At 51.0% G+C, this 20877-nt stretch carries 22 protein-coding genes and 1 pseudogene; 3 read left to right on the plus strand and 20 right to left on the minus strand.

Annotation, left to right across the window (positions count from 1 at the left end; translation table 11 throughout):
• The first annotated feature begins 21 nt into the window (after positions 1-21).
• Positions 22-342: a hypothetical protein gene (locus C0623_02215; protein PLY03175.1), complete on the plus strand. Its 321-nt coding sequence runs from the start codon at positions 22-24 to the stop codon at positions 340-342.
• 36 nt (positions 343-378) lie between these two features.
• A complete protein-coding gene (locus C0623_02220; protein PLY03176.1) occupies positions 379-759 on the plus strand; it encodes a hypothetical protein in 381 nt (126 codons plus the stop codon).
• A gap of 124 nt (positions 760-883) precedes the next feature.
• On the opposite strand, the gene C0623_02225 is transcribed toward C0623_02220, so the two are convergent.
• The 19 genes and pseudogenes from C0623_02225 to C0623_02315 all read right to left on the minus strand — a co-directional run bounded on the left by C0623_02225 (position 884) and on the right by C0623_02315 (position 19701).
• Positions 884-1426 (minus strand): hypothetical protein, encoded by a 543-nt coding sequence (locus C0623_02225; protein PLY03177.1) that lies wholly within the window; start codon positions 1424-1426, stop codon positions 884-886.
• Entirely contained in the window at positions 1416-1637 is a 222-nt protein-coding gene (locus C0623_02230) for a hypothetical protein (GenBank protein ID PLY03178.1), read from the minus strand. Before C0623_02230 ends, C0623_02225 begins: the two co-directional genes overlap by 11 nt.
• A 159-nt stretch (positions 1638-1796) precedes the next feature.
• The gene (locus C0623_02235; GenBank protein ID PLY03179.1) at positions 1797-2057 is read right to left on the minus strand and encodes a hypothetical protein; all 261 of its coding nucleotides are present in this window, start codon (positions 2055-2057) and stop codon (positions 1797-1799) included.
• A gap of 772 nt (positions 2058-2829) precedes the next feature.
• Complete coding sequence (locus C0623_02240; protein PLY03180.1) at positions 2830-4971, minus strand: DNA helicase RecG; 2142 nt, start codon at positions 4969-4971, stop codon at positions 2830-2832.
• A 10-nt stretch (positions 4972-4981) separates the two neighbouring features.
• The gene (locus C0623_02245; protein ID PLY03181.1) at positions 4982-5197 is read right to left on the minus strand and encodes a disulfide oxidoreductase; all 216 of its coding nucleotides are present in this window, start codon (positions 5195-5197) and stop codon (positions 4982-4984) included.
• Positions 5194-5670, minus strand: coding sequence for a transcription elongation factor GreA (locus tag C0623_02250; GenBank protein PLY03182.1), 477 nt, complete (start codon positions 5668-5670; stop codon positions 5194-5196). Before C0623_02250 ends, C0623_02245 begins: the two co-directional genes overlap by 4 nt.
• A 76-nt stretch (positions 5671-5746) precedes the next feature.
• Positions 5747-9004 (minus strand): carbamoyl phosphate synthase large subunit, encoded by a 3258-nt coding sequence (gene carB, locus C0623_02255; protein PLY03183.1) that lies wholly within the window; start codon positions 9002-9004, stop codon positions 5747-5749.
• A gap of 20 nt (positions 9005-9024) precedes the next feature.
• Positions 9025-10152 (minus strand): carbamoyl phosphate synthase small subunit, encoded by a 1128-nt coding sequence (locus C0623_02260; protein ID PLY03184.1) that lies wholly within the window; start codon positions 10150-10152, stop codon positions 9025-9027.
• Positions 10153-10171: 19 nt separating this feature from the next.
• The gene (locus tag C0623_02265) at positions 10172-11446 is read right to left on the minus strand and encodes a dihydroorotase (GenBank protein PLY03185.1); all 1275 of its coding nucleotides are present in this window, start codon (positions 11444-11446) and stop codon (positions 10172-10174) included.
• A gap of 32 nt (positions 11447-11478) precedes the next feature.
• Positions 11479-12414, minus strand: coding sequence for an aspartate carbamoyltransferase (locus C0623_02270; protein ID PLY03186.1), 936 nt, complete (start codon positions 12412-12414; stop codon positions 11479-11481).
• A 19-nt stretch (positions 12415-12433) separates the two neighbouring features.
• The gene (locus tag C0623_02275) at positions 12434-12970 is read right to left on the minus strand and encodes a bifunctional pyr operon transcriptional regulator/uracil phosphoribosyltransferase PyrR (GenBank protein ID PLY03187.1); all 537 of its coding nucleotides are present in this window, start codon (positions 12968-12970) and stop codon (positions 12434-12436) included.
• Positions 12971-13199: 229 nt separating this feature from the next.
• Positions 13200-13922 (minus strand): annotated as a pseudogene (gene lepB / locus C0623_02280) (signal peptidase I).
• A gap of 5 nt (positions 13923-13927) precedes the next feature.
• Positions 13928-15727 (minus strand): elongation factor 4, encoded by a 1800-nt coding sequence (locus C0623_02285; GenBank protein ID PLY03188.1) that lies wholly within the window; start codon positions 15725-15727, stop codon positions 13928-13930.
• Positions 15728-15914: 187 nt separating this feature from the next.
• Positions 15915-16406: a thiol peroxidase gene (locus C0623_02290; GenBank protein PLY03189.1), complete on the minus strand. Its 492-nt coding sequence runs from the start codon at positions 16404-16406 to the stop codon at positions 15915-15917.
• Between the two features lie 25 nt (positions 16407-16431).
• Positions 16432-16812: a lactoylglutathione lyase gene (locus C0623_02295; GenBank protein ID PLY03190.1), complete on the minus strand. Its 381-nt coding sequence runs from the start codon at positions 16810-16812 to the stop codon at positions 16432-16434.
• A gap of 12 nt (positions 16813-16824) precedes the next feature.
• On the minus strand, positions 16825-17565 hold the full coding sequence (locus C0623_02300; GenBank protein ID PLY03191.1) for a molecular chaperone DjlA: 741 nt from the start codon (positions 17563-17565) through the stop codon (positions 16825-16827).
• A 158-nt stretch (positions 17566-17723) separates the two neighbouring features.
• Positions 17724-18506, minus strand: coding sequence for a crotonase (locus C0623_02305; protein PLY03192.1), 783 nt, complete (start codon positions 18504-18506; stop codon positions 17724-17726).
• 23 nt (positions 18507-18529) lie between these two features.
• Entirely contained in the window at positions 18530-19291 is a 762-nt protein-coding gene (locus tag C0623_02310) for an NAD(P)-dependent oxidoreductase (GenBank protein ID PLY03193.1), read from the minus strand.
• 2 nt (positions 19292-19293) lie between these two features.
• A complete protein-coding gene (locus tag C0623_02315) occupies positions 19294-19701 on the minus strand; it encodes a PaaI family thioesterase (GenBank protein ID PLY03194.1) in 408 nt (135 codons plus the stop codon).
• A 113-nt stretch (positions 19702-19814) separates the two neighbouring features.
• Here C0623_02315 and C0623_02320 point away from each other — a divergent pair, with 113 nt between their 5' ends.
• Positions 19815-20204 (plus strand): hypothetical protein, encoded by a 390-nt coding sequence (locus tag C0623_02320; GenBank protein ID PLY03195.1) that lies wholly within the window; start codon positions 19815-19817, stop codon positions 20202-20204.
• 381 nt (positions 20205-20585) lie between these two features.
• Here the strand turns inward: C0623_02320 and C0623_02325 are convergent.
• Positions 20586-20877: hypothetical protein (locus C0623_02325; GenBank protein ID PLY03196.1), on the minus strand; the 292-nt coding region annotated here is incomplete at its 5' end.

Consider the following 20877-nt stretch of genomic DNA (forward strand, 5'->3'; position numbering starts at 1 on the left):
GTATTAATAATGAGGGAATTTATGCACTTGAAATTAGTGTGGGGTATTGTCTTAATAGTTCTAGGTTTAACCCTTTCCTTGTATTGTCTCTTCAATTATCTCCACTTTTCTGGATATGAATATCTTTTCCATGATCTTTCATCCAAAGCTGACGTTGCTTTAAATCTCGCAATATTTGCTAAAGACGAAAATCAATTAAAAGAGTTCTCTGAAAGAATCATGATTCAATATATTGCTTTTGGAGTACTTGGTGTCATCATGCAGATTGTTGGATCATTTTGGATCAGAGACTACACTCAGCATGCTGAGAGGATGCAAAGGCTTTGTAGTGATAAGTTATAAAGATGATCTTATTGAATCTTTTTGGAGGGGTGTCAAATGCGATCAATTCTCGTTGTACTTTTCTTTTCACTGATACTACCAGCTTCAGCTTTTTCAATTCCCCTTAAAATCACATCTTATGTCAGGGAAACAGGAATTATTGACGGCGCGACAATAACCTCTACTGGCTACCTTGAATTTTCTGGAATTAGCCATGGCGAAATTATTGTTAAGAGAGGTGGCAATTTACTTTCCACAGGAGTTGCAAAAGGTGGTATCTCCAATAATGGTGGAACTGTTAAAATTACCGGCATAACTCCTGTTGTTTTTGCAAATTCAGGAACGACAACGATTCACGGCATTGTAGATATTGTTAAAGGGAACGGGAAAGTAATATATAAAAGTGGTGCCGTCGTTGGAGGAAAGAAAATCAAATAAATCGACAATGACGCATAACGCATAGTTGTGTAACTTAGTAATGATTTCAGGTACATAGCTCTCCCTACCCAAAATCGCTGACCAGGGCTTGTCAGACAAAAGTGCCGAATGTCTGACACAAATGTCAAATTTTTTGTGAATAACCTCCTTTCTGATTCTTCGAATTTAGCCTTCCAGAGGCACGAACGATCATCAAAACGACCTCGTGGTTGGCCCAGGGATGATTTTGCCGTTTGAGGGCCTGATTCGTTGCTTTAATCGCCTCATGGCGATCCATTCCCTGCTCGAAAAGCTGGTCGAAGAGGGAGAGAACCTTGCCCTTGAAAGCTTCGGTCTCCAGCCGGCGCTGCTCGATCTCCACTGGATCGACCGCCTTATGCTCGGCCAATTTCATCCGTGATTGACGCTCTACAACCCGCATAAACTCGTGCATTGTCGACAAAAAGGTCATGAACGACTTGGTCATTCCGAGCGGTAACGAGAACACCAAATCAACGCGGCCATCGCGGATCTGCTTCACCTGGTAATCGATCGAGGCGTCAGGGTCCAGGAGGTCGAACGAGCGAATCGGATCTGAGAAATGACGATCGATGTCTTGGAGGATCCGATCCGCATCCGGTTCACGGCCTCCGGGCGAAGCTCCAGCTGCGGATCGCTTAGTCGTCATGACTCAGAACCGTGAGCCCCGGATCTCGAGGAGTGAACTGCCGCTCATCGAGAAACCTGACGACCAGGTGACGGACCAGGGCCGAGACAGCAATCGATTCATGCCGAGCGATCGACTGTAACCGATCCGCATCCTGGGACGTGAGCCGGAAGGTGACACGCTCGGGGTAGAAGAGGGACGATCCCCGTCCAAATTGCCGTTTTTTTGTCATACAAAAACCTCCGAAAATTGCGTTTCTGTACTACGAAAACGCCAGTCTGTTTGTCTGACACGCTAAACTATTGAAATCATTAGAGCGCCATATCGTAAGTTACTGAAATCCTTTAAAAGTAGTGATTCCCATAAATGGGACTTAGTTCGGGTGTTACTGTTACCCGAAGTAGGATTTCGGCACCTGGTCAAAAATCAGCTGACCGAGATCCGCGATCTCCTGGTCGGTGTAGCCGTAAAGTTTCAACTCCTCGATGAACAGATCCGCGATCAGTTCCAGGTTGTGATCCGGGATCGCTTCGTCACAGATCCTCTGATTGATCTTGCAGGATCGGTGTAGGGCATTCGAGTACCTGGTACTGAACTCCGGATCATCGAGGAGGTGATCCTGGTCTTTTGAAAGATCGACTTGTGTGTTCATGTTTTTCCTTTCGTTGATCAATCCACAGTCAGACGCTCGCAGGGCGTACCGGGAGCAGCAGGGCATGCGGCCCGTATTCGCCGCCTGCCGCTCCCGGTACTGCGCGCTAACGGCCAGAGGCCGTCACTGCCTGTGGATTGATTTCTGATTATGTACTCTCTCTACACATAACGTCGCATAAGATATATTATGTAAACTAATAAGTTATAGAAAGCATCACAGAAAGGTGAAGATGAGTTGGCGGGGATAGCCTATTAATTTAGTGGGCAATTTGACAGTGAAATGTCGATATCGCCTATCGGATGAAAACGATACCAAAAAGGCCTATACCAAACCCTTGCCCAGGTCAAGAAAACCGCTTAGAAGGCAAATTTCGCAGCCTATTATTTGCGCAAAACCCTATAATTTCAATCATTTATAAATTTTATACCGAGAACAGGATATGTCAAAAATAACGGCTGCATCATTCGTAGCGAAGCGACCCTGGCAGAATTTTCGTTCTATTGTTCATTTCGAATCCATACGAAAGCCGTTCCGGATTATTGATCGCACCCAGTATATGGATAATAACGGCAATCCATTGGCGTAGCTGACACTTTGTCATCAAATGCGATCATAGTGAACAAGTAAACGCCTTTCAGGGAATCGAAATTTGCTGGACAGGATTGACAAAACAGGCGAGGCAGGGAATTCAGCCGGAACAGACCTGCACAGGCTAATCACCGAAACGGAACCTCCCTCCCCCTCTTTTCACTCTGCGCCCTCTTCTGAGTCAGCCGATATTCGCCAGCTCAAGACGCGACCCCCAGCGCTGCTTCAGGGTATGACGCAGCGCTTCGTACCTTTCTGAGGTCAGAAAATCGGGACGGTTTGCATACTCAAAAGCATCTTCTCGCGCTTCTTCAAGGATGCGGCTGTCGCGCAACAGATTGGCAATCCGGAAATCAGGAACTCCAGACTGTCTGGTGCCGAGGAATTCCCCCGGGCCGCGCATCTCAAGGTCAACTTCGGCAATCTTGAAACCGTCATTCGTTTCACACATGGTTTGCAGACGCCGCAGGCCATCATCGGAACATTGCAGGCTACGCATCAAGATACATTCGGAAATACCGGCGCCACGTCCGACCCGGCCGCGCAATTGGTGCAGTTGGGACAATCCGAATCGCTCAGCATGTTCAATCATCATGATCGTTGCCCTGGGCACATCAACCCCGACCTCGATGACCGTTGTCGTGACCAGAACATCCAGTTGACCGTTCTTGAATGAAGTCATCACCGATTCTTTTTCATCAGACTTCATTTGCCCATGCAGCAGGCCAACCGTTAGATCACTGAAAACCCCTTCCTGCAGCTGACGATGAGCTTCACAGGCAGCAAGCAGGTCCGATTTTTCACTCTCTTCGACCAGTGGGTATACGATATAAGCCTGGAATCCCGAATCAACCTGTTCGCGAATCTTTCGATAGGCCCGATCCCGGTTACTGTCTCCAATCATCGTAGTTTTTACCGGAGTCCTGCCGGGCGGCATCTGATCAATAACCGAAAGCGCAAGATCACCAAATACCGTCATCGCCAGTGTTCTCGGAATCGGAGTGGCCGTCATCACCAGGATATGCGGGTTGATCCCCTTTTTTTTGAGAACGGCCCGCTGTTTTACACCGAAACGATGCTGTTCATCTACAATTCCGAGTCCGAGACGCTTGAATTCGACACCTTCCTGCAAAACGGCATGGGTGCCAACGACCATATCGATACGCCCTTCCTTTATTGCCTGTAGCGTCTCATTCTTGTTTTTTGCTGTCATCGATCCGGTCAACCGGGCAATCTTGAGCCCTAATTGCTCAAACCATGGCACAAAGTTCAGGTAATGCTGCTCAGCGAGGATCTCGGTCGGAGCGACAACCGCAACCTGGCAATCGTTCTCGATCGCGACGAGAGCGGTCATCAGGGCAACCAGGGTCTTACCACACCCGACATCGCCCTGAACCATCCTGTTCATCGGGTGCGGTTGCATCAGATCCTTTTTTATTTCGCCGAGAACACGTCGCTGGGCATCGGTCATCGCAAACGGCAGCATCTCGACGAGAGGACGGGTGTAGGTGTGATTGACCTCAAACGGAATTCCGGGCTCGATAATCACACCGCGTCTTTTCAGGGCCATCCCGAGTTCAAGAAAAAAAAATTCATCGTAAACAAGAGAGCGCAGCCCAGCATCTAGTCCGCGTTCGAGCTGATCAATGGCTGTGTCGTTTGCCGGCCAATGAACTGAATGAATCGCCTTCTCGATTGGAATGAGATTGCGTTTTTTGAGCAGTTCTTGCGGCAGATCGGTTTTGATCGTTCCCGCGAAGCGTTCAACAGCATCCTTCCATATCTTTCTTGCCGTCTTCTGGTGCAGACCTTCGGTCAATGGATAGACCGGAAGGATCCGGCCATAATTTAATGAATTACTTGAAAGGTGGGATTCAAAGGTCTCATTTTCACGTAAGATTTCAACGTCAGGATGATGCACTTCGCGGACAGCACCATAACGTTTCACCTCACCAATAAAAAACGCCTTACGGCCGACCGTAAAGCGTTGCTTCATCCATTGTTTTTTGTAACGGAACCACTTTAAAGAGATTTGGCCGGAACCATCACCGACAACAACCTCGTAAATACCGCGCCGGGACCGTTTTGTTACCGTTTCTCCGGCAACAAGAATTTCTCCGGCAAAAACCTCCTGAACTCCATCCCTGAGTTGCGAGATCTTCCTGATTTCGCGGCGATCCTCGTATCGATGCGGCAGACGATAGAGAAGATCCTCTACCGTTTCAAGACCCATTTTATTTAATCGCTGCAAGACAGCAGGACCGACACCACTCAATCCGGTCAGCAGAACTGCTGAATTGTCACGATTATTTTCCAGGACCAGGCCCTCCGCGTTATTTCAGGAAGTTTTTCACTTCTCTGAGGAGCTCTTCCGGATCGAGTCCATGCGCGATTGCCCCTTTTTCAATGGTTTCGTGTTCGACACCACCGCAACCGAGGCATCCAAGATTGAATCGATCTTTCAGGAATTTCCCGAGCTGCTGATCCTTTTTGAGCAATTGCCCCAATGTTGTTTCAAGATTGATTGATTTACTGGTCATGTTTTTCACTCATAGATAACATCGGTCACTTCGTATACTTTAACACCTGAAGGGACCCGAATTTTAACTTCATCATCAACGAAATGTCCGATCAGAGCCTTTCCGACCGGGGATGTCACCGATATTTTTCCGAGCTTGATGTTGGCCTCATCCTCTCCGACTATCTGGTATGTTACCTCGTTTTCGGTATCGACATCAAAAAGAGTTACCTTGGCGCCAAAAACTATTTTTTCCGTATCGAGTTCTGACGGATCGATAACCTGGGCCCGGGCAATCTTGTCGTTGATCTCCTGAATCCGCCCCTCAATCATCCCCTGACGTTCTTTGGCGGCATCATACTCAGCATTTTCCGAAAGATCACCGTGACCACGGGCCTCGGCTATATCGGCCACGACCTTGGGCCTTTCGACGCGAATAAGGTTTTTCAGCTCCTGCTGAAGGCTCTGATAACCTGTGGGAGTCATCGGTACCTGATTTGACATGAGTTTAGTTCCTTTGCAATAAAATGACCGGGCGGGGTAAACCCCGCCCGGCTGTAAACAAGTCTGTATGTCGTGCTTATTTCGAGGGATAATACTCCTGAATCGGCGTTGAGTCAAGGCTTTCCCGCTTCATTGCCAGGATCCCGTCAACCGCGGCCCGGATGCCGGCGACGGTTGTAAAGTAGGCAACATTACCCATCAGTGCTTCACGACGTATTGAAAACGAGTCAACAATCGACTGGGCGCCGAACGTTGTATTGAAGACCATATCGATCTGTTGACTCTTGATCGCATCAACACAGTGAGGCCGCCCCTCCTTGACCTTGTTGATTGTTTCGACTTCGACCCCGTGCTCATTGAGGTAGGAAGCAGTTCCTCCTGTTGCCATGATCCTGAATCCGGCCGCAACGATCCGTTGTACAGGTTCGAGGATATGCTTCTTGTCCGAATCCTTGACACTGACGAACACGGTTCCCTGCAGCGGCAGGTTGACCCCTGCCCCGAGTTGCGCCTTGGCAAATGCCTTACCAAAATCATAGTCGATGCCCATGACTTCGCCGGTTGATTTCATTTCCGGGCCGAGCAACGTATCGACTCCCGGGAATTTGACGAACGGGAAGACCGATTCCTTCACCGAGACATGCTTTGGCACAATTTCACCCTCGATCCCCTGGTCCTTGAGGGAGCGGCACGCCATAATCCTGGCAGCTATCTTGGCCAGAGGCCGGCCGGTTGCTTTTGAGACAAAGGGCGCGGTTCGACTGGCGCGCGGGTTGACCTCGATAAGGTAAACATCATCATCCTTGATCGCAAACTGGATATTCATCAGGCCGCTGACATCGAGCTCCAGCGCCAGGGCAATCGTCTGTCGACGAATTTCATCAATAAGAGGTTCTTCGAGCGAATATGGCGGCAGGGCACAGGCCGAGTCACCGGAATGAATTCCGGCCTCTTCGATATGCTGCATAATGCCGCCGATAACGACATCGGTTCCGTCGGCGAGAGCATCAACATCGATCTCAATGGCATCCTCGAGAAACTTATCAACCAGAATCGGATGTTCCGGTGAGGCATCAACTGCATACTTCATGTAATTTCTTAGCTGTTCGGTCTCGTAAACGATCTCCATGGCCCGGCCGCCGAGGACATAGGAAGGGCGAACGACAACCGGATAACCGATCTGCACCGCGATTTTTTCAGCTTCTTCAAACGAACGGGCGATACCGTTATCCGGCTGTTTCAGATCGAGTTTATGCAACAGGGCCTGGAATCGTTCCCGGTCCTCGGCGCGGTCGATCGCATCCGGAGTCGTGCCAATAATCGGAACCCCTTCCCGCTCCAGAGCAACTGCGAGCTTGAGCGGGGTCTGCCCGCCGAACTGGACGATCACGCCATCCGGTTTCTCGGTATGGACGATTTCGAGAACATCTTCAAGGGTTAGTGGCTCGAAATAGAGACGATCCGATGTATCATAATCGGTCGAGACCGTCTCCGGATTGCAGTTGACCATAATCGTTTCAAAGCCATCTTCGGCCAGGGCAAAAACTCCATGTACGCAGCAGTAGTCAAACTCGATGCCTTGCCCTATCCGGTTCGGGCCACCGCCAAGAATCATGATTTTCTTCTTATCTGACGGCTCGGCCTCACACTCCTCCTCATAAGTCGAGTAAAGGTAGGGCGTAAAGGCCTCGAATTCGGCACCGCAGGTATCGACCCGTTTATAAACCGGACGGATACCGGCCTCCTGACGATAGGCGCGGATTGAATCTTCATCTGTCTTCCACAGAACAGCCAGGCGCTTATCGGAGAAACCGAATTGCTTGGCCTCATGCAGGGATTCTTTGAGCAGGGAGCCCTTCTTGTGAAACTGGTCGGCCGAATCGATCAGTGCCCGCTCCATCTCGACAATCTGGCTGATATTATCGACGAACCAGGGGTCAATTCCGGTCAGCTTGAAAATCCTGTCAACTGTGAAACCGGCACGCAAGGCATCAGCCAGGTACCAGAGACGTTCCCAATTGGGAACCCGGAGTTTTGCTTCAAGGTCGGACAGCTCATCCTGGCTCAAGCTCCGGCGATAATCTCCCGGTTCCGCAAACATGCGACTTTCGAAACCACTGGAGCCTATTTCAAGAGACCGCAACGACTTCTGGAAAGACTCCTTGAAGGTCCGGCCGATCGCCATTGCTTCACCAACCGACTTCATCTGGGTCGTCAGGGTCGCATCAGCTTGCGGAAACTTCTCAAAAGTGAACCGCGGCACCTTGGTCACAACATAATCGATGGTCGGCTCGAAGGCGGCAAAGGTCTCCTTGGTAATATCGTTCGGTATTTCATCCAGGGTATAGCCGACCGAGAGCTTGGCCGCGATCTTGGCGATCGGGAAGCCGGTCGCTTTCGAGGCCAGAGCCGAAGAGCGCGACACCCGGGGATTCATCTCGATGATAACCATCCGGCCATCGACCGGATTGATCCCGAACTGGATATTCGAACCGCCGGTTTCAACCCCGATCTCGCGGATAATCTTGAGCGAGGCATCGCGCAGCAGCTGGTACTCCTTGTCGGTCAGGGTCTGGGCCGGAGCAACAGTGATTGAATCTCCGGTGTGAACGCCCATCGAATCGAAGTTTTCAATCGAGCAGATGATGACGACGTTGTCGGCCAGATCGCGCATAACCTCGAGTTCATACTCTTTCCAGCCGATCACCGACTCCTCGACCAGAACCTCGTCGGTCGGAGATGCCTCGATACCGGCCATAACCATCCGTTCATACTCTTCGCGGTTATAAGCGATGCCACCACCGGTGCCGCCAAGTGTGTATGAAGGTCGGATGATTGCCGGGAAGCCAACATGTTCAACAACCTGCATCGCCTCGTCGTAGCTATGTGCAAACCCGGAGCGCGGAACCTCGACCCCGATCTTGTCCATCGCCTGTTTAAACAGGGTTCGATCTTCGGCCTTTTCAATCGCCTCGAGCTTGGCCCCGATCATTTCGACGCCGAATTTTTCGAGGGTTCCATCCCTGGCAACCGTCACTGCCGTATTGAGAGCGGTTTGTCCGCCAAGGGTCGGCAACAACGCATCGGGGCGCTCTTTTTCAATAATCCGGCGCAGGGTTTCCGGGGTCACCGGCTCGATGTAGGTCCGATCAGCAAAATCAGGATCGGTCATGATTGTCGCCGGATTCGAGTTGAGCAGAACGACCCGGTACCCCTCTTCCTTGAGAGCCTTGCAGGCCTGGGTCCCGGAGTAATCAAATTCACAAGCCTGGCCGATCACAATCGGTCCGGCTCCGATAATCAATATGGTTTTAAGATCTGTACGCTTTGGCATCAGTTTTCCAATTCATGCAGTTAAACGTTTTTTTTGAAATTATCCATCAAATCAATAAAACGACCAAACAGGTAACGGGCATCGTGCGGGCCCGGAGAAGCTTCGGGGTGATATTGTACCGAGAATGCCGGCAAGTTATTGTGACAGATCCCCTCAACGGTAAAGTCATTGAGATTTATATGGCCGACCTCGGCCAGGCCTTTGATTGAATCTGAATCAACGGCAAAGCCGTGATTCTGTGAAGTAATCTCGACATTGTGGCCGTCCCCTCTCCGGACCGGTTGATTACCGCCACGATGACCGAATTTCAACTTGTAGGTTTTGCCACCGAGAGCGATTGCCAGCAACTGATGGCCGAGGCAGATGCCGAACAGCGGAACTTTGCCAAGCAGTTGACGGATATTTTCCTGGGCATAAGTAATCGGTTCCGGATCGCCGGGACCGTTGCTTAAAAAGACACCATCCGGGTTCATCGCCATAACTTCGTCGGCCGGAGTATCGGCCGGGACAACAGTGACATCACAGCCGTGATCAACCAGGTTGCGCAGGATGTTCCGCTTGATTCCGAAATCGTAGGCAACAACCCTGTACTTCGGATTTGCCGGCGCCGCCCGGTACCCTGACTCCAGATCCCAGGTCCCCTCGCTCCAGTGATACGGCTCCTCACAGGTCACCTCCCGTACCAGGTCACGACCAACCAGGCCCGGTGCCAGACCGGCTTTGGCAACGAGGCTCTCCGGATCGAGATCAATCGTCGACAGAACCCCGACCTGGGCCCCTTTGGTTCGGATATGGCGAACCAGGGCCCGGGTATCGATCCCTTCAATCCCGATGATATTATTCTCCTTGAGATAAGAATCAAGAGTCATCTCCGAACGCCAGTTGCTCGGCGTCGAACAGGCTTCCTTGACGATAAAACCGGAGAGGAACGGTCGGCGGGATTCGACGTCTTCAGAATTGATACCGTAATTACCGATCTTGGTATAGGTCATCGTGACTATTTCGCCACAATAAGATGGATCGGTCAGGATCTCCTGATAACCGGTCATGCTGGTATTGAACACAACTTCCCCGGAAATCTCGCCGGTGGCGCCGATTGAGCGGCCTTTGAAAACGCGGCCATCGGCCAGGGCCAGTAAGGCTTGCATATACGTGATACTCCTTTAACTAGTCTCTTGCGTAAACAGTTTTTCCGGCCAGAATTGTCCGGACCGCAGCACCCTTCATGATCCATTCATCAAAAGGTGTGTTCTTGCTTTTTGAAACCAGATCCTGGGCCGAAACAGTCCATTCGAGTTCAGGATCAATAATCGTGATATCCGCCGTTGCACCGACCGACAGTGTCCCGCGCGCAATACCGAGAGCATCACAGGGACCATTGGTCAGCTTGGCTATGGCGGCGCTGAGATCGAGAACACCATCGGTCACCAGCTGCAGGGTTAACGGCAGGGCTGTTTCAAGACCGACAATACCGTTCATGGCGATGGCAAATTCAACATTCTTCTCGTCAATATGATGCGGCGCATGATCGGTTGCAATTGCGTCAATCGTGCCGTCCGCCAGTCCGGCCCGAACGGCATCCATGTCATCGGAACTGCGCAATGGCGGATTCATCTTGGCGTTGGTATTGTATCCGCGGACCGCTTCATCGGTCAGCGAAAAATGGTGCGGAGTCGCCTCGGTAGTCACGCGAACCCCTCTCTTTTTGGCCTGACGCACGATTTCAACCGCACCCCGGGTCGAGATATGGGCGATATGGAGGCGGCCACCGGTAAATTCGGCAAGCATGACATCACGGGCAACCATGGCATCTTCAGCGACCCATGGAATCCCCTTGAGTCCGAGCTCTGCGGCCACCGGGCCGTCATTCATCACACCGCCCGCGACGATACTCAGATCTTCGGCGTGAGAAACAATCGCCGCGTTGAACGGCTTGGCATACTCGAGTGCCCGGCGCATGATTTCACCATCGCTGACCGGGCCGCCGTCATCAGAAAATGCGACACACCCTTCTGCCTTGAGTTCCCCCATTTCCGAAAGAGTCTCACCCTTGGAGCCCTTGGTAATCGTTCCGACCGGAAAGACATTGGCCGAACCCTGATTTGCAGCTTTATCAAGGATATAGGTAACGACCGCCTTGTTGTCGATCACCGGCTTGGTGTTCGGCATACAGGCGATAGAAGTAAAACCGCCGGCTGCTGCCGATGCGGTTCCGGAAACGATATCTTCCTTGTACTCGAGACCCGGATCACGCAAATGGACGTGGATATCGACCAGGCCCGGCGTCACCAGCAGTCCCCCGGCATCTATCGTTTCATCGGATTTTGCCTTCAGTGATTTACCAACTTCGGCAATCTTGCCATCCTTGACCAGGATATCAAGGGTATCGTCTATGTTGTTGGCGGGATCAATGACCCGTCCGTTCTGAATCAGCATATTCATAAGTCTCTCCATTTACCTGAAATTATCCGATTTTATTCAACATCCATTTTTTCGGCGCCGCTCACCAGATACAAAAGTGCCATCCGAACGGCGACCCCGTTTTCAACCTGATCGAGAATGACGTTCTGCGGACCGTCGGCAACAGAGGTCGATATTTCAACACCCCGGTTCATCGGGCCGGGATGCATAACAATCGCATCATCCTTGGCCAGTTTCAGTTTTTCGGGATTGAGGCCGTAAAAACGGGAATATTCACGCAGGGTCGGCAACAGGGTGTTGGCCTGACGTTCCAGCTGAATCCGGAGCATCATCACCACATCAACCCCGGTGATCGCATCTTCGATATTGTCGTAAATGATCGCCCCGTGTTTTTCGAAACCGACCGGAATCATCGTTCCCGGACCGGCCAACCGGACTTCCATGCCGAGTTTGGTCATGGCAAACAGATTGGACCGGGCAACACGACTGTGAGCGATATCACCAATAATCGCAATCTTGAGCCCGTCAAATGCCCCTTTTGACTCCCTGATCGTCATCAGGTCGAGCAGCGCCTGACTCGGGTGCTCGTGCGTGCCATCACCGGCATTAACGATCGAACAATCAACCCGTTCGGCAAGGTAATGCGGCGCCCCGGAATGATTATGCCGCATCACGATAATATCGGGCGCCATCGCCTCGATGTTCCTGGCTGTATCTTCAAGGGTTTCCCCTTTACTGACTGATGAGCCCGAGCTCGAAATATTGACCGTATCGGCGGAAAGACGCTTGCCGGCGATTTCAAAAGAAAGACGGGTCCGGGTGCTGTTTTCGAAGAAAGCATTGATGATGGTTTTGCCACGCAGGGTTGGAACCTTCTTGATGTCACGCTGGTTGATCTCCTTGAAACTCTCAGCCGTATCAAGGATAAGTTCAATGTCTTCGCGGGAAAGGTCCCTGGTCCCGAGGATATGCTTGTGGCGGAATGACATCGTTGACCTCCTCTGTTCCTTACTGTTTTTCCAGTCGGACTTCGACCGGACAGTTATCGTCATCAAATTCGACCTGCACCTTTTCGTTGCGGGTGGTCGGGATGTTGCGGCCGGTGTAATCAGAACGGATCGGGAGCTCGCGGTGGCCGCGATCAATCAGAACCGCCAGCTGGATTGAACTCGGCCGGCCAAAATCCATTAACGCATCCATGGCAGCCCGGATCGTCCGGCCGGTAAAAAGCACATCATCGACCAGCACAACCTTCTGTTCATCGAGGGCAAACGGGATATCGGTTTTCCCGACCGGCAAAGATCCCCTGGAACCGAGATCATCCCGATACATGGTGATATCGACAGCACCGATATTCAATTTCACTCCTTCGATTTCATTAATACGGATTGCAATCTGTTCTGCGAGATAGGCTCCACCGCTCCGGATCCCGACCAGAACCAGGGACTCGGTCCCCTTGTTGTTTTCAAGAATCTCATGAGCAATCCGGGTCAAAGCCCGCTTGACCCCGGCTTGATCAAGAATAACAGTATCCTTAACCGACATCTGTATCCTCCCCGTTCTGATAATCAGGCACAAAAAAATACCTTTTCGCACACGCGCAAAAAGGTACTGTTATCATTTTCTGGTGAATCCGGATCATATTTACCACCTTTTCTGACCTCTCTGGATCAGATTAAAAGGATTGGACCGTTAAAGGTCTAATTTCGATTTTGTGGAATATATCGTGTCAGCTTAATTCAGTCAATACCAGATTTCGTGTTTTCATGAAAAATCACTCGATCAACTGACCGATCCGTTTCCAGCGAACATTGGTGTCTCGATTGTCCCACGACCAGTACTTGATAAAAGCGAGCCCCTTGATATTGTCGCGCGGAACAAAACCCCAGAAACGACTGTCGCGGGAGTTATCCCGATTATCACCGAGGACAAAATAGCGGTCGGCCGGCACGGTCACTTCGTTCATGCAGTCGCGAACGCGTTCGGACGCCGATCGGGTCCAGCTGCCGATGTCACTGCATCCCGGGATGAGATAAGGAGACTTGTGAACTTCCTGATCAATCCGGTAAGGCTCACCATTGACAAATACCTGTTTGTCCCTGATCGAAACCGTGTCGCCCGGAACACCAACGATTCGCTTGATAAAATCCTTACGGGTAAAGTAATTCAGATCCTTATTGACCGTATCAACCGGCCATTCAAAAACGATAACATCACCGCGTTGCGGGTTGCGGACGGGAAAATAGCGTTAGTTACCGACAAAGGGGATCTGGGTTCCGTATATGAATTTATTAACAAGCAGGTGATCGCCAACCAGCAGCGTATCCTCCATCGAACCTGACGGAATCTTGAATGCCTGGATCACAAAAGAGCGGATAATCAAGGCCAGGATACCGGCAACGATAATCGCCTCGGACCATTCCCGGTACCAGGGCTTTTTCGGACGCCCCTTCTTGTCCAATTCTATTTTCTGTGTTCTTTCATGGTCTTTTGACATTAACCCTACTCTTTCACTTTAAGTATTGCCAAGAAGGCTTCCTGCGGCAACTCAACGCTGCCGACCTGCTTCATCCGCTTCTTACCCTCTTTCTGCTTCTCGAGAAGTTTCCGCTTCCGGGTGATATCACCACCATAACACTTGGCCGTAACATCCTTGCGTAGAGCCTTGACCGTTTCGCGCGCTATTACTTTATTGCCGATTGCCGCCTGAATCGCAACGACAAATTGCTGTCGCGGAATAAATTCTTTCATCTTGGAGACCAGATCGCGACCGCGAAATTGCGATTTATCACGATGCACAATCAAAGAAAGCGCATCGACAATCTCGCCGTTGATCATGACATTCAGGCGAACAAGGTCGCTCGGGCGATAATCGAGTGGTTCGTAATCGAGCGAACCGTAGCCACGCGATATGGTTTTCAGACGATCATAAAAATCGAGGACAATTTCATTGAGCGGCAGTTCATAGGTCACCATAACCCGGTTTGACGAGAGGTACCTGAGTTCACGCTGAATGCCTCGCTTCTCTTCGCACAGGGCGAGAACGCCGCCGACAAAGTCATTCGGCACATGTACGGTTGCCAGGATGAACGGTTCTTCGATTTTCTCAATATGCTGGACATCGGGCAGCTTGTTGGCGCTATCAACATTAAAGAGGTGCCCCTTGGTATCAGTCACCTTGTATACGACAGTCGGTGCCGTGGTGATCAGATCGATCCCGAACTCGCGCTCAACCCGCTCCTGGATGATTTCCATGTGAAGCAAGCCGAGAAAGCCGCAACGAAAGCCAAAACCGAGGGCCACGGAATTTTCCGGCTCGAATGAGAATGATGAATCATTGAGACTCAGTTTTTCCATCGCATCGCGCAGAGCGTCGTAATCGCCGGTATCAATCGGATAAAGACCCGAAAAGACCATTGGCTTGACTTCCTTGAAGCCCGGCAACGGCGCGGTTGCCCCATGTTTTTCATGGGTAATGGTATCACCGACCTTGGCATCCTGAACCGTTTTGATGCCGGCGATAATAAAACCGACCTCGCCGGCCGCAAGTGATTTCATTTCAACCATGTGCGGGGAGAATACGCCGAGTTTGAGCACTTCATACGACTTACCGCTCGCCATCAACTTGACCCGGTCGCCCTTTTTCAGTTCCCCCTCTTTCAGACGAACGAGGATAACGACCCCTTGATAGGAATCATACCAGGAGTCGAAAATAAGGGCCTTGAGCGGTGCCGTGGCATCACCCTCCGGCGGCGGAAACTTGGTTACGATCGACTCGAGGATGTCGTGAATGCCGATACCGGCCTTGGCGCTGGCGTGAACAGCATCAGAAGCATCGATACCGATAACCTCTTCAATGTCGGCCTTGACCGATTCCGGGTCGGCACTCGCCAGGTCAATCTTGTTGAGAACCGGAAAAACCTCAAGATCCTGGTCGATCGCCAGGTAAACGTTGGCAAGGGTCTGGGCCTCGACTCCCTGGGAGGCGTCGACAACCAGCAGCGCGCCTTCGCACGCCGAAAGGGAACGACTGACTTCGTAATTAAAATCGACGTGTCCCGGGGTGTCGATCAGGTTGAGGATATAAACCTCTCCGTCATCAGCCTTGTAATTGAGACGGACCGACTGAGCCTTGATCGTAATCCCGCGTTCACGCTCAAGATCCATCTTATCGAGGAACTGGTCAGTCTTCTCCCGATCGGTGAGCGCACCGGTCTCATCAAGCAAACGATCGGCAAGGGTCGATTTGCCATGATCGATATGGGCAATGATGGAAAAATTTCGGATATTACTTTGCTTCATCTCAATATTTCTGTCTGGCCGGGGAGAAATGGTAACGTGGTAAGATATAGGTTAAGCGACTGCTTGTAAAGGGATTATCGATTTTGCAAGCTGAAAATTCCGATTCAAATCCTTGAGCCATGACAAGCACGAACGGGGTCCGGCAGAAATGACCGGACCCCGTTCGCCAGCGATTAGAATCAGGTTGCTAAATTGCTGCCAGCGCAGCATCGTAATCAGGTTCCTGGGCGATCTCCGGAACCTGTTCGGTATAAACAACCTGGCCATTTTCATCAACAACGACGATTGCCCGCGAAAGAAGCCCGGCGAGCGGACCGGTCGTAATGGTCACACCATAATCCTGCCCAAAATCTCCGTTTCTGAACACTGAAAGAGGTTCGACGTTATCCAGACCCTCTGCGGCACAAAAACGTTTATGAGCAAACGGCAGATCAGCCGAAATACAGAGCACTGTCGCCTGGCCACTCGCTTCTTCGTTGAACTTACGGACCGACGCAGCGCAAACATCAGTATCGATGCTCGGAAAAATGTTCATCACGACTTTCTTACCTTTCAAGTCAGAAAGTTTCTGTTCCGCCAAATCGGTTTTAACCAGTGTGAAATCGGGAGCAGCCGTCCCGGAAGCCGGCAGCTGGCCAATGGTTTCAATCGGATTCCCTTTCAGGGTAATGTTTGCCATGTGGAACCTCCTAAACGTTGAGCAGTTATGATTTACGAACCACCTCAACCCGATAGCCATCGGGGTCGGTAACGAAGTAAAATTTCGCCTGGCCGCCGGCCAGGCCCTTGAGATCGGTCATCTCAAGCCCCATCTCCTTATGCTTCTGGTGAGAACCTTCAAGGTCCTCGACGCTGACCGCGACATGGGAGTAACCATCGCCGATCGTGTAAGGCTCTTCCTGACCATAATTATAGGTCAATTCTATCTCAAAATCAGAACCGGGCGCTTTCAGATAAGAGAGTGTAAAATCTCCGGGAAAATCCTTTTTGCGTGAAATTTCAAAGCCGAAAGCTTCAATGTAGAATTTTTCCGATGCCTCGAGATCGAGTACGCGATAGCAGACATGAATCATCGGGTAATGCATTTCCACCTCCTGTTATGTTCGACTGGCCATGATCGACTCATAGGCCTCGTTGATTTTTTTAAACTTATCCTCCGCAAATTTCTGGAAATCTTCAGGCAAACCCTGAGCTATTACTTTATCAGGATGATATTCGTTTGCGAGTTTTCGATATGCTTTTTTGACTTCGCCATCGGTTGCGGCTTCCGAAAGGCCGAGCATGGCATATAACGGAGAAAGATCATTGACCAACTGTTTATGTAAGTTATTGAAGCTGCCGGTCGGCAGTTTTAATAACTGCGGAGCCAGCTTGAGCAGCCGCTCTTCAGCCGGATGCAGCACGCCATCGGCCATAGCCAGGGTGAAAAGCAATTCATAAAACATCTGGCGGAGTTGCGGTTCGTGATAAAAAACGTGGCCAAACTGGGTCGCATATGCCTCGAATGAGTCATTGGTCGAATCCTTGGCTTGGTTAAAAATCCCTATTGCTACTTCACGGGCCCTGGGCTCAAGCTGAAGATTCTGAGTCATGAACTTCTCGACAACCCGCAGTTCGTCTTTAGTGACCACCCCGTCGGCTTTTGCCATCTTGCCGAGCATGGCAAATACCGCGGTAAAGAACAGGGCCTGCTTCCGTTCCTGATCTGAAAAAGCGGACCGGTTCGACTGCTGCTGATCGATCAGGGTGTGACCGATTGCGGCTCCGAGTATCGCCCCGAGAGGACCACCCAGCATCATTCCGATTCCACCACCAAATATTTTACCAATCCATGACATTTATCCGACTCCGCTGAAGAAGATGATTCTGGTGCAGAAAATTCAAACTATTTACATCATCCGGGACACTTTGGTACACAGCTGCGCAGCCCTTGATTTGGCGCCAGCGTAAACCGCAAACAGAATGATTTCGATATATCCCGGGATTGAGGGCGCGACTACTTGCCTTTGAAAACGGCGGCCCTCTTCTCGACAAAAGCCAACATCCCTTCGCGCTGGTCCGGCATTGCGAAGCAGAGGGAAAACAGATCGGCTTCATACTTTTCAGCCCGGGCAACGTCCATCTCCAGGCCATTGTCGATCGCCTCTTTACTCAGGCGTACGGCGGTTCGGCTGCGCTGCGCAATAATTGAAGCCATCTCCTGACAGCTTTGCATCAGTTCATCGGCGGCGACAACCTTGTTGACCAGGCCGATGCGATGAGCTTCAGCGGCATCGAACATCTCACCGGTAAAGATGATCTCCTTGGCCTTGCCTTTACCGACCAGACGCGAAAGGCGCTGCGTTCCGGCGAAACCGGGTATAATGCCGAGCTTGACTTCCGGTTGACCAAACAGGGCTTTTTCCGAAGCGATCCGGATATCGCAGGCCATCGCCAGTTCGCAACCACCACCGAGGGCATAACCATTAATGGCGGCAATGACCGGCTTCACTGAGGCCTCAATTTTATTCAAAACACGTTGCGCCAAATGGGCAAAATCGCGGGACCACTCAGGCGTCGCCTCGACCATCCGGGTGATATCGCCGCCGGCCACGAAAGCCTTGTCGCCGGCACCGGTCAGGATGATGACGGCAACATCATCATCCTGCTCAAGATCATCAATGGTCTCTTCGAGTTCGACAAAAACAGATTCGGTCACAGCGTTTAAACTCTTCGGACGATTGATCGTAATCGTCGCAATCTGATCCTCTATATTGACCAACAGGTTTGATTCACTCATATAATTCGGCTCCTCCATATCCGTTATTTCTCTTCAGAACGATGGATATTGAACGGCGACCAGGCCTGGTTGGTTGCCATCAACTCCAGGGTATTAACATTGACATGCGGCGGCAGATGAACAACCCAGTGCACCGCTTCGGCGATATCCTTGCCGGTCAGGGGTTGAATCCCCTTGTAGACATTGGCCGCCTTTTCCTTATCTCCCTTGAAACGGTTGATCGAAAATTCGGTTTCAGCCATTCCCGGTTCAATATTCGTAACCCTGACATTCTTGCCGAGCAGATCACAGCGCAGGTTGCGTGAAAACTGCTGGACAAAGGATTTCGTTGCACCATACACATTGCCGCCGGGATAAGGCCAGTTTCCGGCCACAGAACCGATATTTACAATTGAACCATTCTTGCGGTCGACCATCCCCGGCAACAGGGCGCGGGTGCAGTAAAGGACACCTTTAATATTGGTGTCGACCATAACCTCCCAATCTTTGATGTCGGTCTCCCAGGAAGGTTCCAGTCCGAGGGCGAGTCCGGCGTTATTCACCAGGACATCTACCGTCTGAAAAGGTTCGGGAAGATTGGCAAATGCCGTAAATACCTCTTCGCGGTTCCTGACATCGAGCGGCAAAAGATGAACATCGTTATCCGGATACTGCTCCTGTAACTCAGCCAGACGTTGTTCACGACGTCCGACCAATATCATTCTGCAGCCGTCACCGGCAAAACGCTCGACACAGGCTTTGCCGAAACCGGATGTCGCACCGGTTATTACAACCGTCTTTTGCATTGTCATTTCTCCTCGTCTCCAAGTAACATGACTTTAATTTCAGCTTCAGCCAACAGATCGCCACCGGCTGTAAGCACGGATTTAACCTCAGCCAGGTTGCGGCGAACAGATACGACCTCAGCGGAAACCTTGACTTCCTGATCGACCTGTACCGGTTTGCGAAAACGAACCAGCATTTTCATCGTCACAGCATGCAGCGACTGTGGCCGACAGGCATAGATCGCAGCCTCATCCAGCAGGGCTGAAATGATACCACCATGAACGACCCCTTGCCACCCCTGAAAACTTTCCGCCAGGGACGTTGTTGCTTCAGCCCGGTTCTTTACCGGATCGATTGTGAACCTTATGTTGAGCCCCGATTCATTATCCGGACCACAGACAAAACATTTACGATCAGCAGACAGTTGCATAGCCACCTGTTACCTTTCCTGAATCCTAGTCCCGAAGCCGGGAATGTTTATTGATCTTTCAACTTCATATTGATAAGATACCGGATTAATTGCAATTTACAAAGGAGGTTGACATGGCAGATCATGTAAGCGTTGCACTGATAGGTGCCGGCAGGACCGGGACGCCGCTACTCAAGGAAATGGTCAAATATAGCTACATCAATATCGTTGGTGTCGCTGATCTTGACGCCGAAGCCGAAGGCATGAGCGTCGCTAAAGAGAATGGCATCTTCACCACGACCGATCCGGTATCGCTGATCAGCAAGGGCGAAGAGATCGACATCCTGGTCGAAGTCTCCGGTGACAACTCATTGAAAAAAGTCATCAAGGATTACTTCCAGAACACCAACAACCGAAAGACGATCATTATGCATGATCTGGTTGCCCGACTCTTCATCAGCATGACGACCCGTCAGTCAGACCTGATACCGAGCTTCCACCCGGATGATGTCGGCGTTGGCTGACCATTCAACATTTTGCGCATAAAAAGGACCGCTTCGACAAGCGGTCCTTTTTATATGGTTCATCACATTTTACCGGGAATTAATTCGTGCGCACTCAAATTCCGGCATACTTTTCAACCGCACCCTGAAGACATAATTCAAGTTCGCCGGTATCGCCCGGCTTGCTCCTTACTTTTCTTACCTGTCCTGAGCCAGCCGAAGGGCTTGTCCAAGAAAAGTAAGCAAAAGAAAGACACCCCAGCTCACCCGCCTGATGATCAGGTTCCCTCACTGCGCAGATTCCAATCCGTCAGTCACTGTCGTTCCCTGAACGCCGGATTAAAATCCGCTCGCTCGGCGGTCTTACATATAAGACAGCTGTAAGTTTTAAGCTGTCAGCTGTCAGAGAGAGTCAGGAACAAATCTCAATACTGTCAAAAGCAAAGCCTTTGACTTACCCCCGTTGCTCTTGAGGTCGCTTCCGGTAGCGCGATCACTGAATCGTAGCCCAACCGCAACCGCCACGAAGACGTTTCGCGTTTGCCTCAAGGCAAACTCCCCGGCATCATAATTGAACAGAAACAATCCAGACCGCACAAAAAAGCCCCCTGCAAGGGAGCGGTTTCTTTGGTTCGTTTCTTTATCGCTCAATAAAGAAATGAACCCGGCTGCCGGGCCGGGACCCGGCGGTTCT

The sequence above is a fragment of the Desulfuromonas sp. genome, from assembly GCA_002869615.1.
In the GTDB taxonomy this organism is placed as follows: domain Bacteria; phylum Desulfobacterota; class Desulfuromonadia; order Desulfuromonadales; family UBA2294; genus BM707.

What these genes read in the sequence shown, in the direction of transcription:
- C0623_02260 (PLY03184.1), bottom strand. Translation starts at nt 10,152, where the DNA reads ATGCAAGCCTTACTGGCCCTGGCCGATGGCCGCGTTTTCAAAGGCCGC.
- C0623_02250 (PLY03182.1), bottom strand. Translation starts at nt 5,670, where the DNA reads ATGTCAAATCAGGTACCGATGACTCCCACAGGTTATCAGAGCCTTCAG.
- C0623_02265 (PLY03185.1), bottom strand. Translation starts at nt 11,446, where the DNA reads ATGAATATGCTGATTCAGAACGGACGGGTCATTGATCCCGCCAACAAC.
- C0623_02320 (PLY03195.1), top strand. Translation starts at nt 19,815, where the DNA reads ATGGCAGATCATGTAAGCGTTGCACTGATAGGTGCCGGCAGGACCGGG.
- C0623_02305 (PLY03192.1), bottom strand. Translation starts at nt 18,506, where the DNA reads ATGAGTGAATCAAACCTGTTGGTCAATATAGAGGATCAGATTGCGACG.
- C0623_02285 (PLY03188.1), bottom strand. Translation starts at nt 15,727, where the DNA reads ATGAAGCAAAGTAATATCCGAAATTTTTCCATCATTGCCCATATCGAT.
- C0623_02235 (PLY03179.1), bottom strand. Translation starts at nt 2,057, where the DNA reads ATGAACACACAAGTCGATCTTTCAAAAGACCAGGATCACCTCCTCGAT.
- C0623_02230 (PLY03178.1), bottom strand. Translation starts at nt 1,637, where the DNA reads ATGACAAAAAAACGGCAATTTGGACGGGGATCGTCCCTCTTCTACCCC.
- C0623_02310 (PLY03193.1), bottom strand. Translation starts at nt 19,291, where the DNA reads ATGCAAAAGACGGTTGTAATAACCGGTGCGACATCCGGTTTCGGCAAA.
- C0623_02220 (PLY03176.1), top strand. Translation starts at nt 379, where the DNA reads ATGCGATCAATTCTCGTTGTACTTTTCTTTTCACTGATACTACCAGCT.
- C0623_02225 (PLY03177.1), bottom strand. Translation starts at nt 1,426, where the DNA reads ATGACGACTAAGCGATCCGCAGCTGGAGCTTCGCCCGGAGGCCGTGAA.
- C0623_02315 (PLY03194.1), bottom strand. Translation starts at nt 19,701, where the DNA reads ATGCAACTGTCTGCTGATCGTAAATGTTTTGTCTGTGGTCCGGATAAT.
- C0623_02215 (PLY03175.1), top strand. Translation starts at nt 22, where the DNA reads ATGCACTTGAAATTAGTGTGGGGTATTGTCTTAATAGTTCTAGGTTTA.
- carB (PLY03183.1), bottom strand. Translation starts at nt 9,004, where the DNA reads ATGCCAAAGCGTACAGATCTTAAAACCATATTGATTATCGGAGCCGGA.
- C0623_02300 (PLY03191.1), bottom strand. Translation starts at nt 17,565, where the DNA reads ATGTCATGGATTGGTAAAATATTTGGTGGTGGAATCGGAATGATGCTG.
- C0623_02275 (PLY03187.1), bottom strand. Translation starts at nt 12,970, where the DNA reads ATGTCGGTTAAGGATACTGTTATTCTTGATCAAGCCGGGGTCAAGCGG.
- C0623_02270 (PLY03186.1), bottom strand. Translation starts at nt 12,414, where the DNA reads ATGTCATTCCGCCACAAGCATATCCTCGGGACCAGGGACCTTTCCCGC.
- C0623_02295 (PLY03190.1), bottom strand. Translation starts at nt 16,812, where the DNA reads ATGCATTACCCGATGATTCATGTCTGCTATCGCGTACTCGATCTCGAG.
- C0623_02290 (PLY03189.1), bottom strand. Translation starts at nt 16,406, where the DNA reads ATGGCAAACATTACCCTGAAAGGGAATCCGATTGAAACCATTGGCCAG.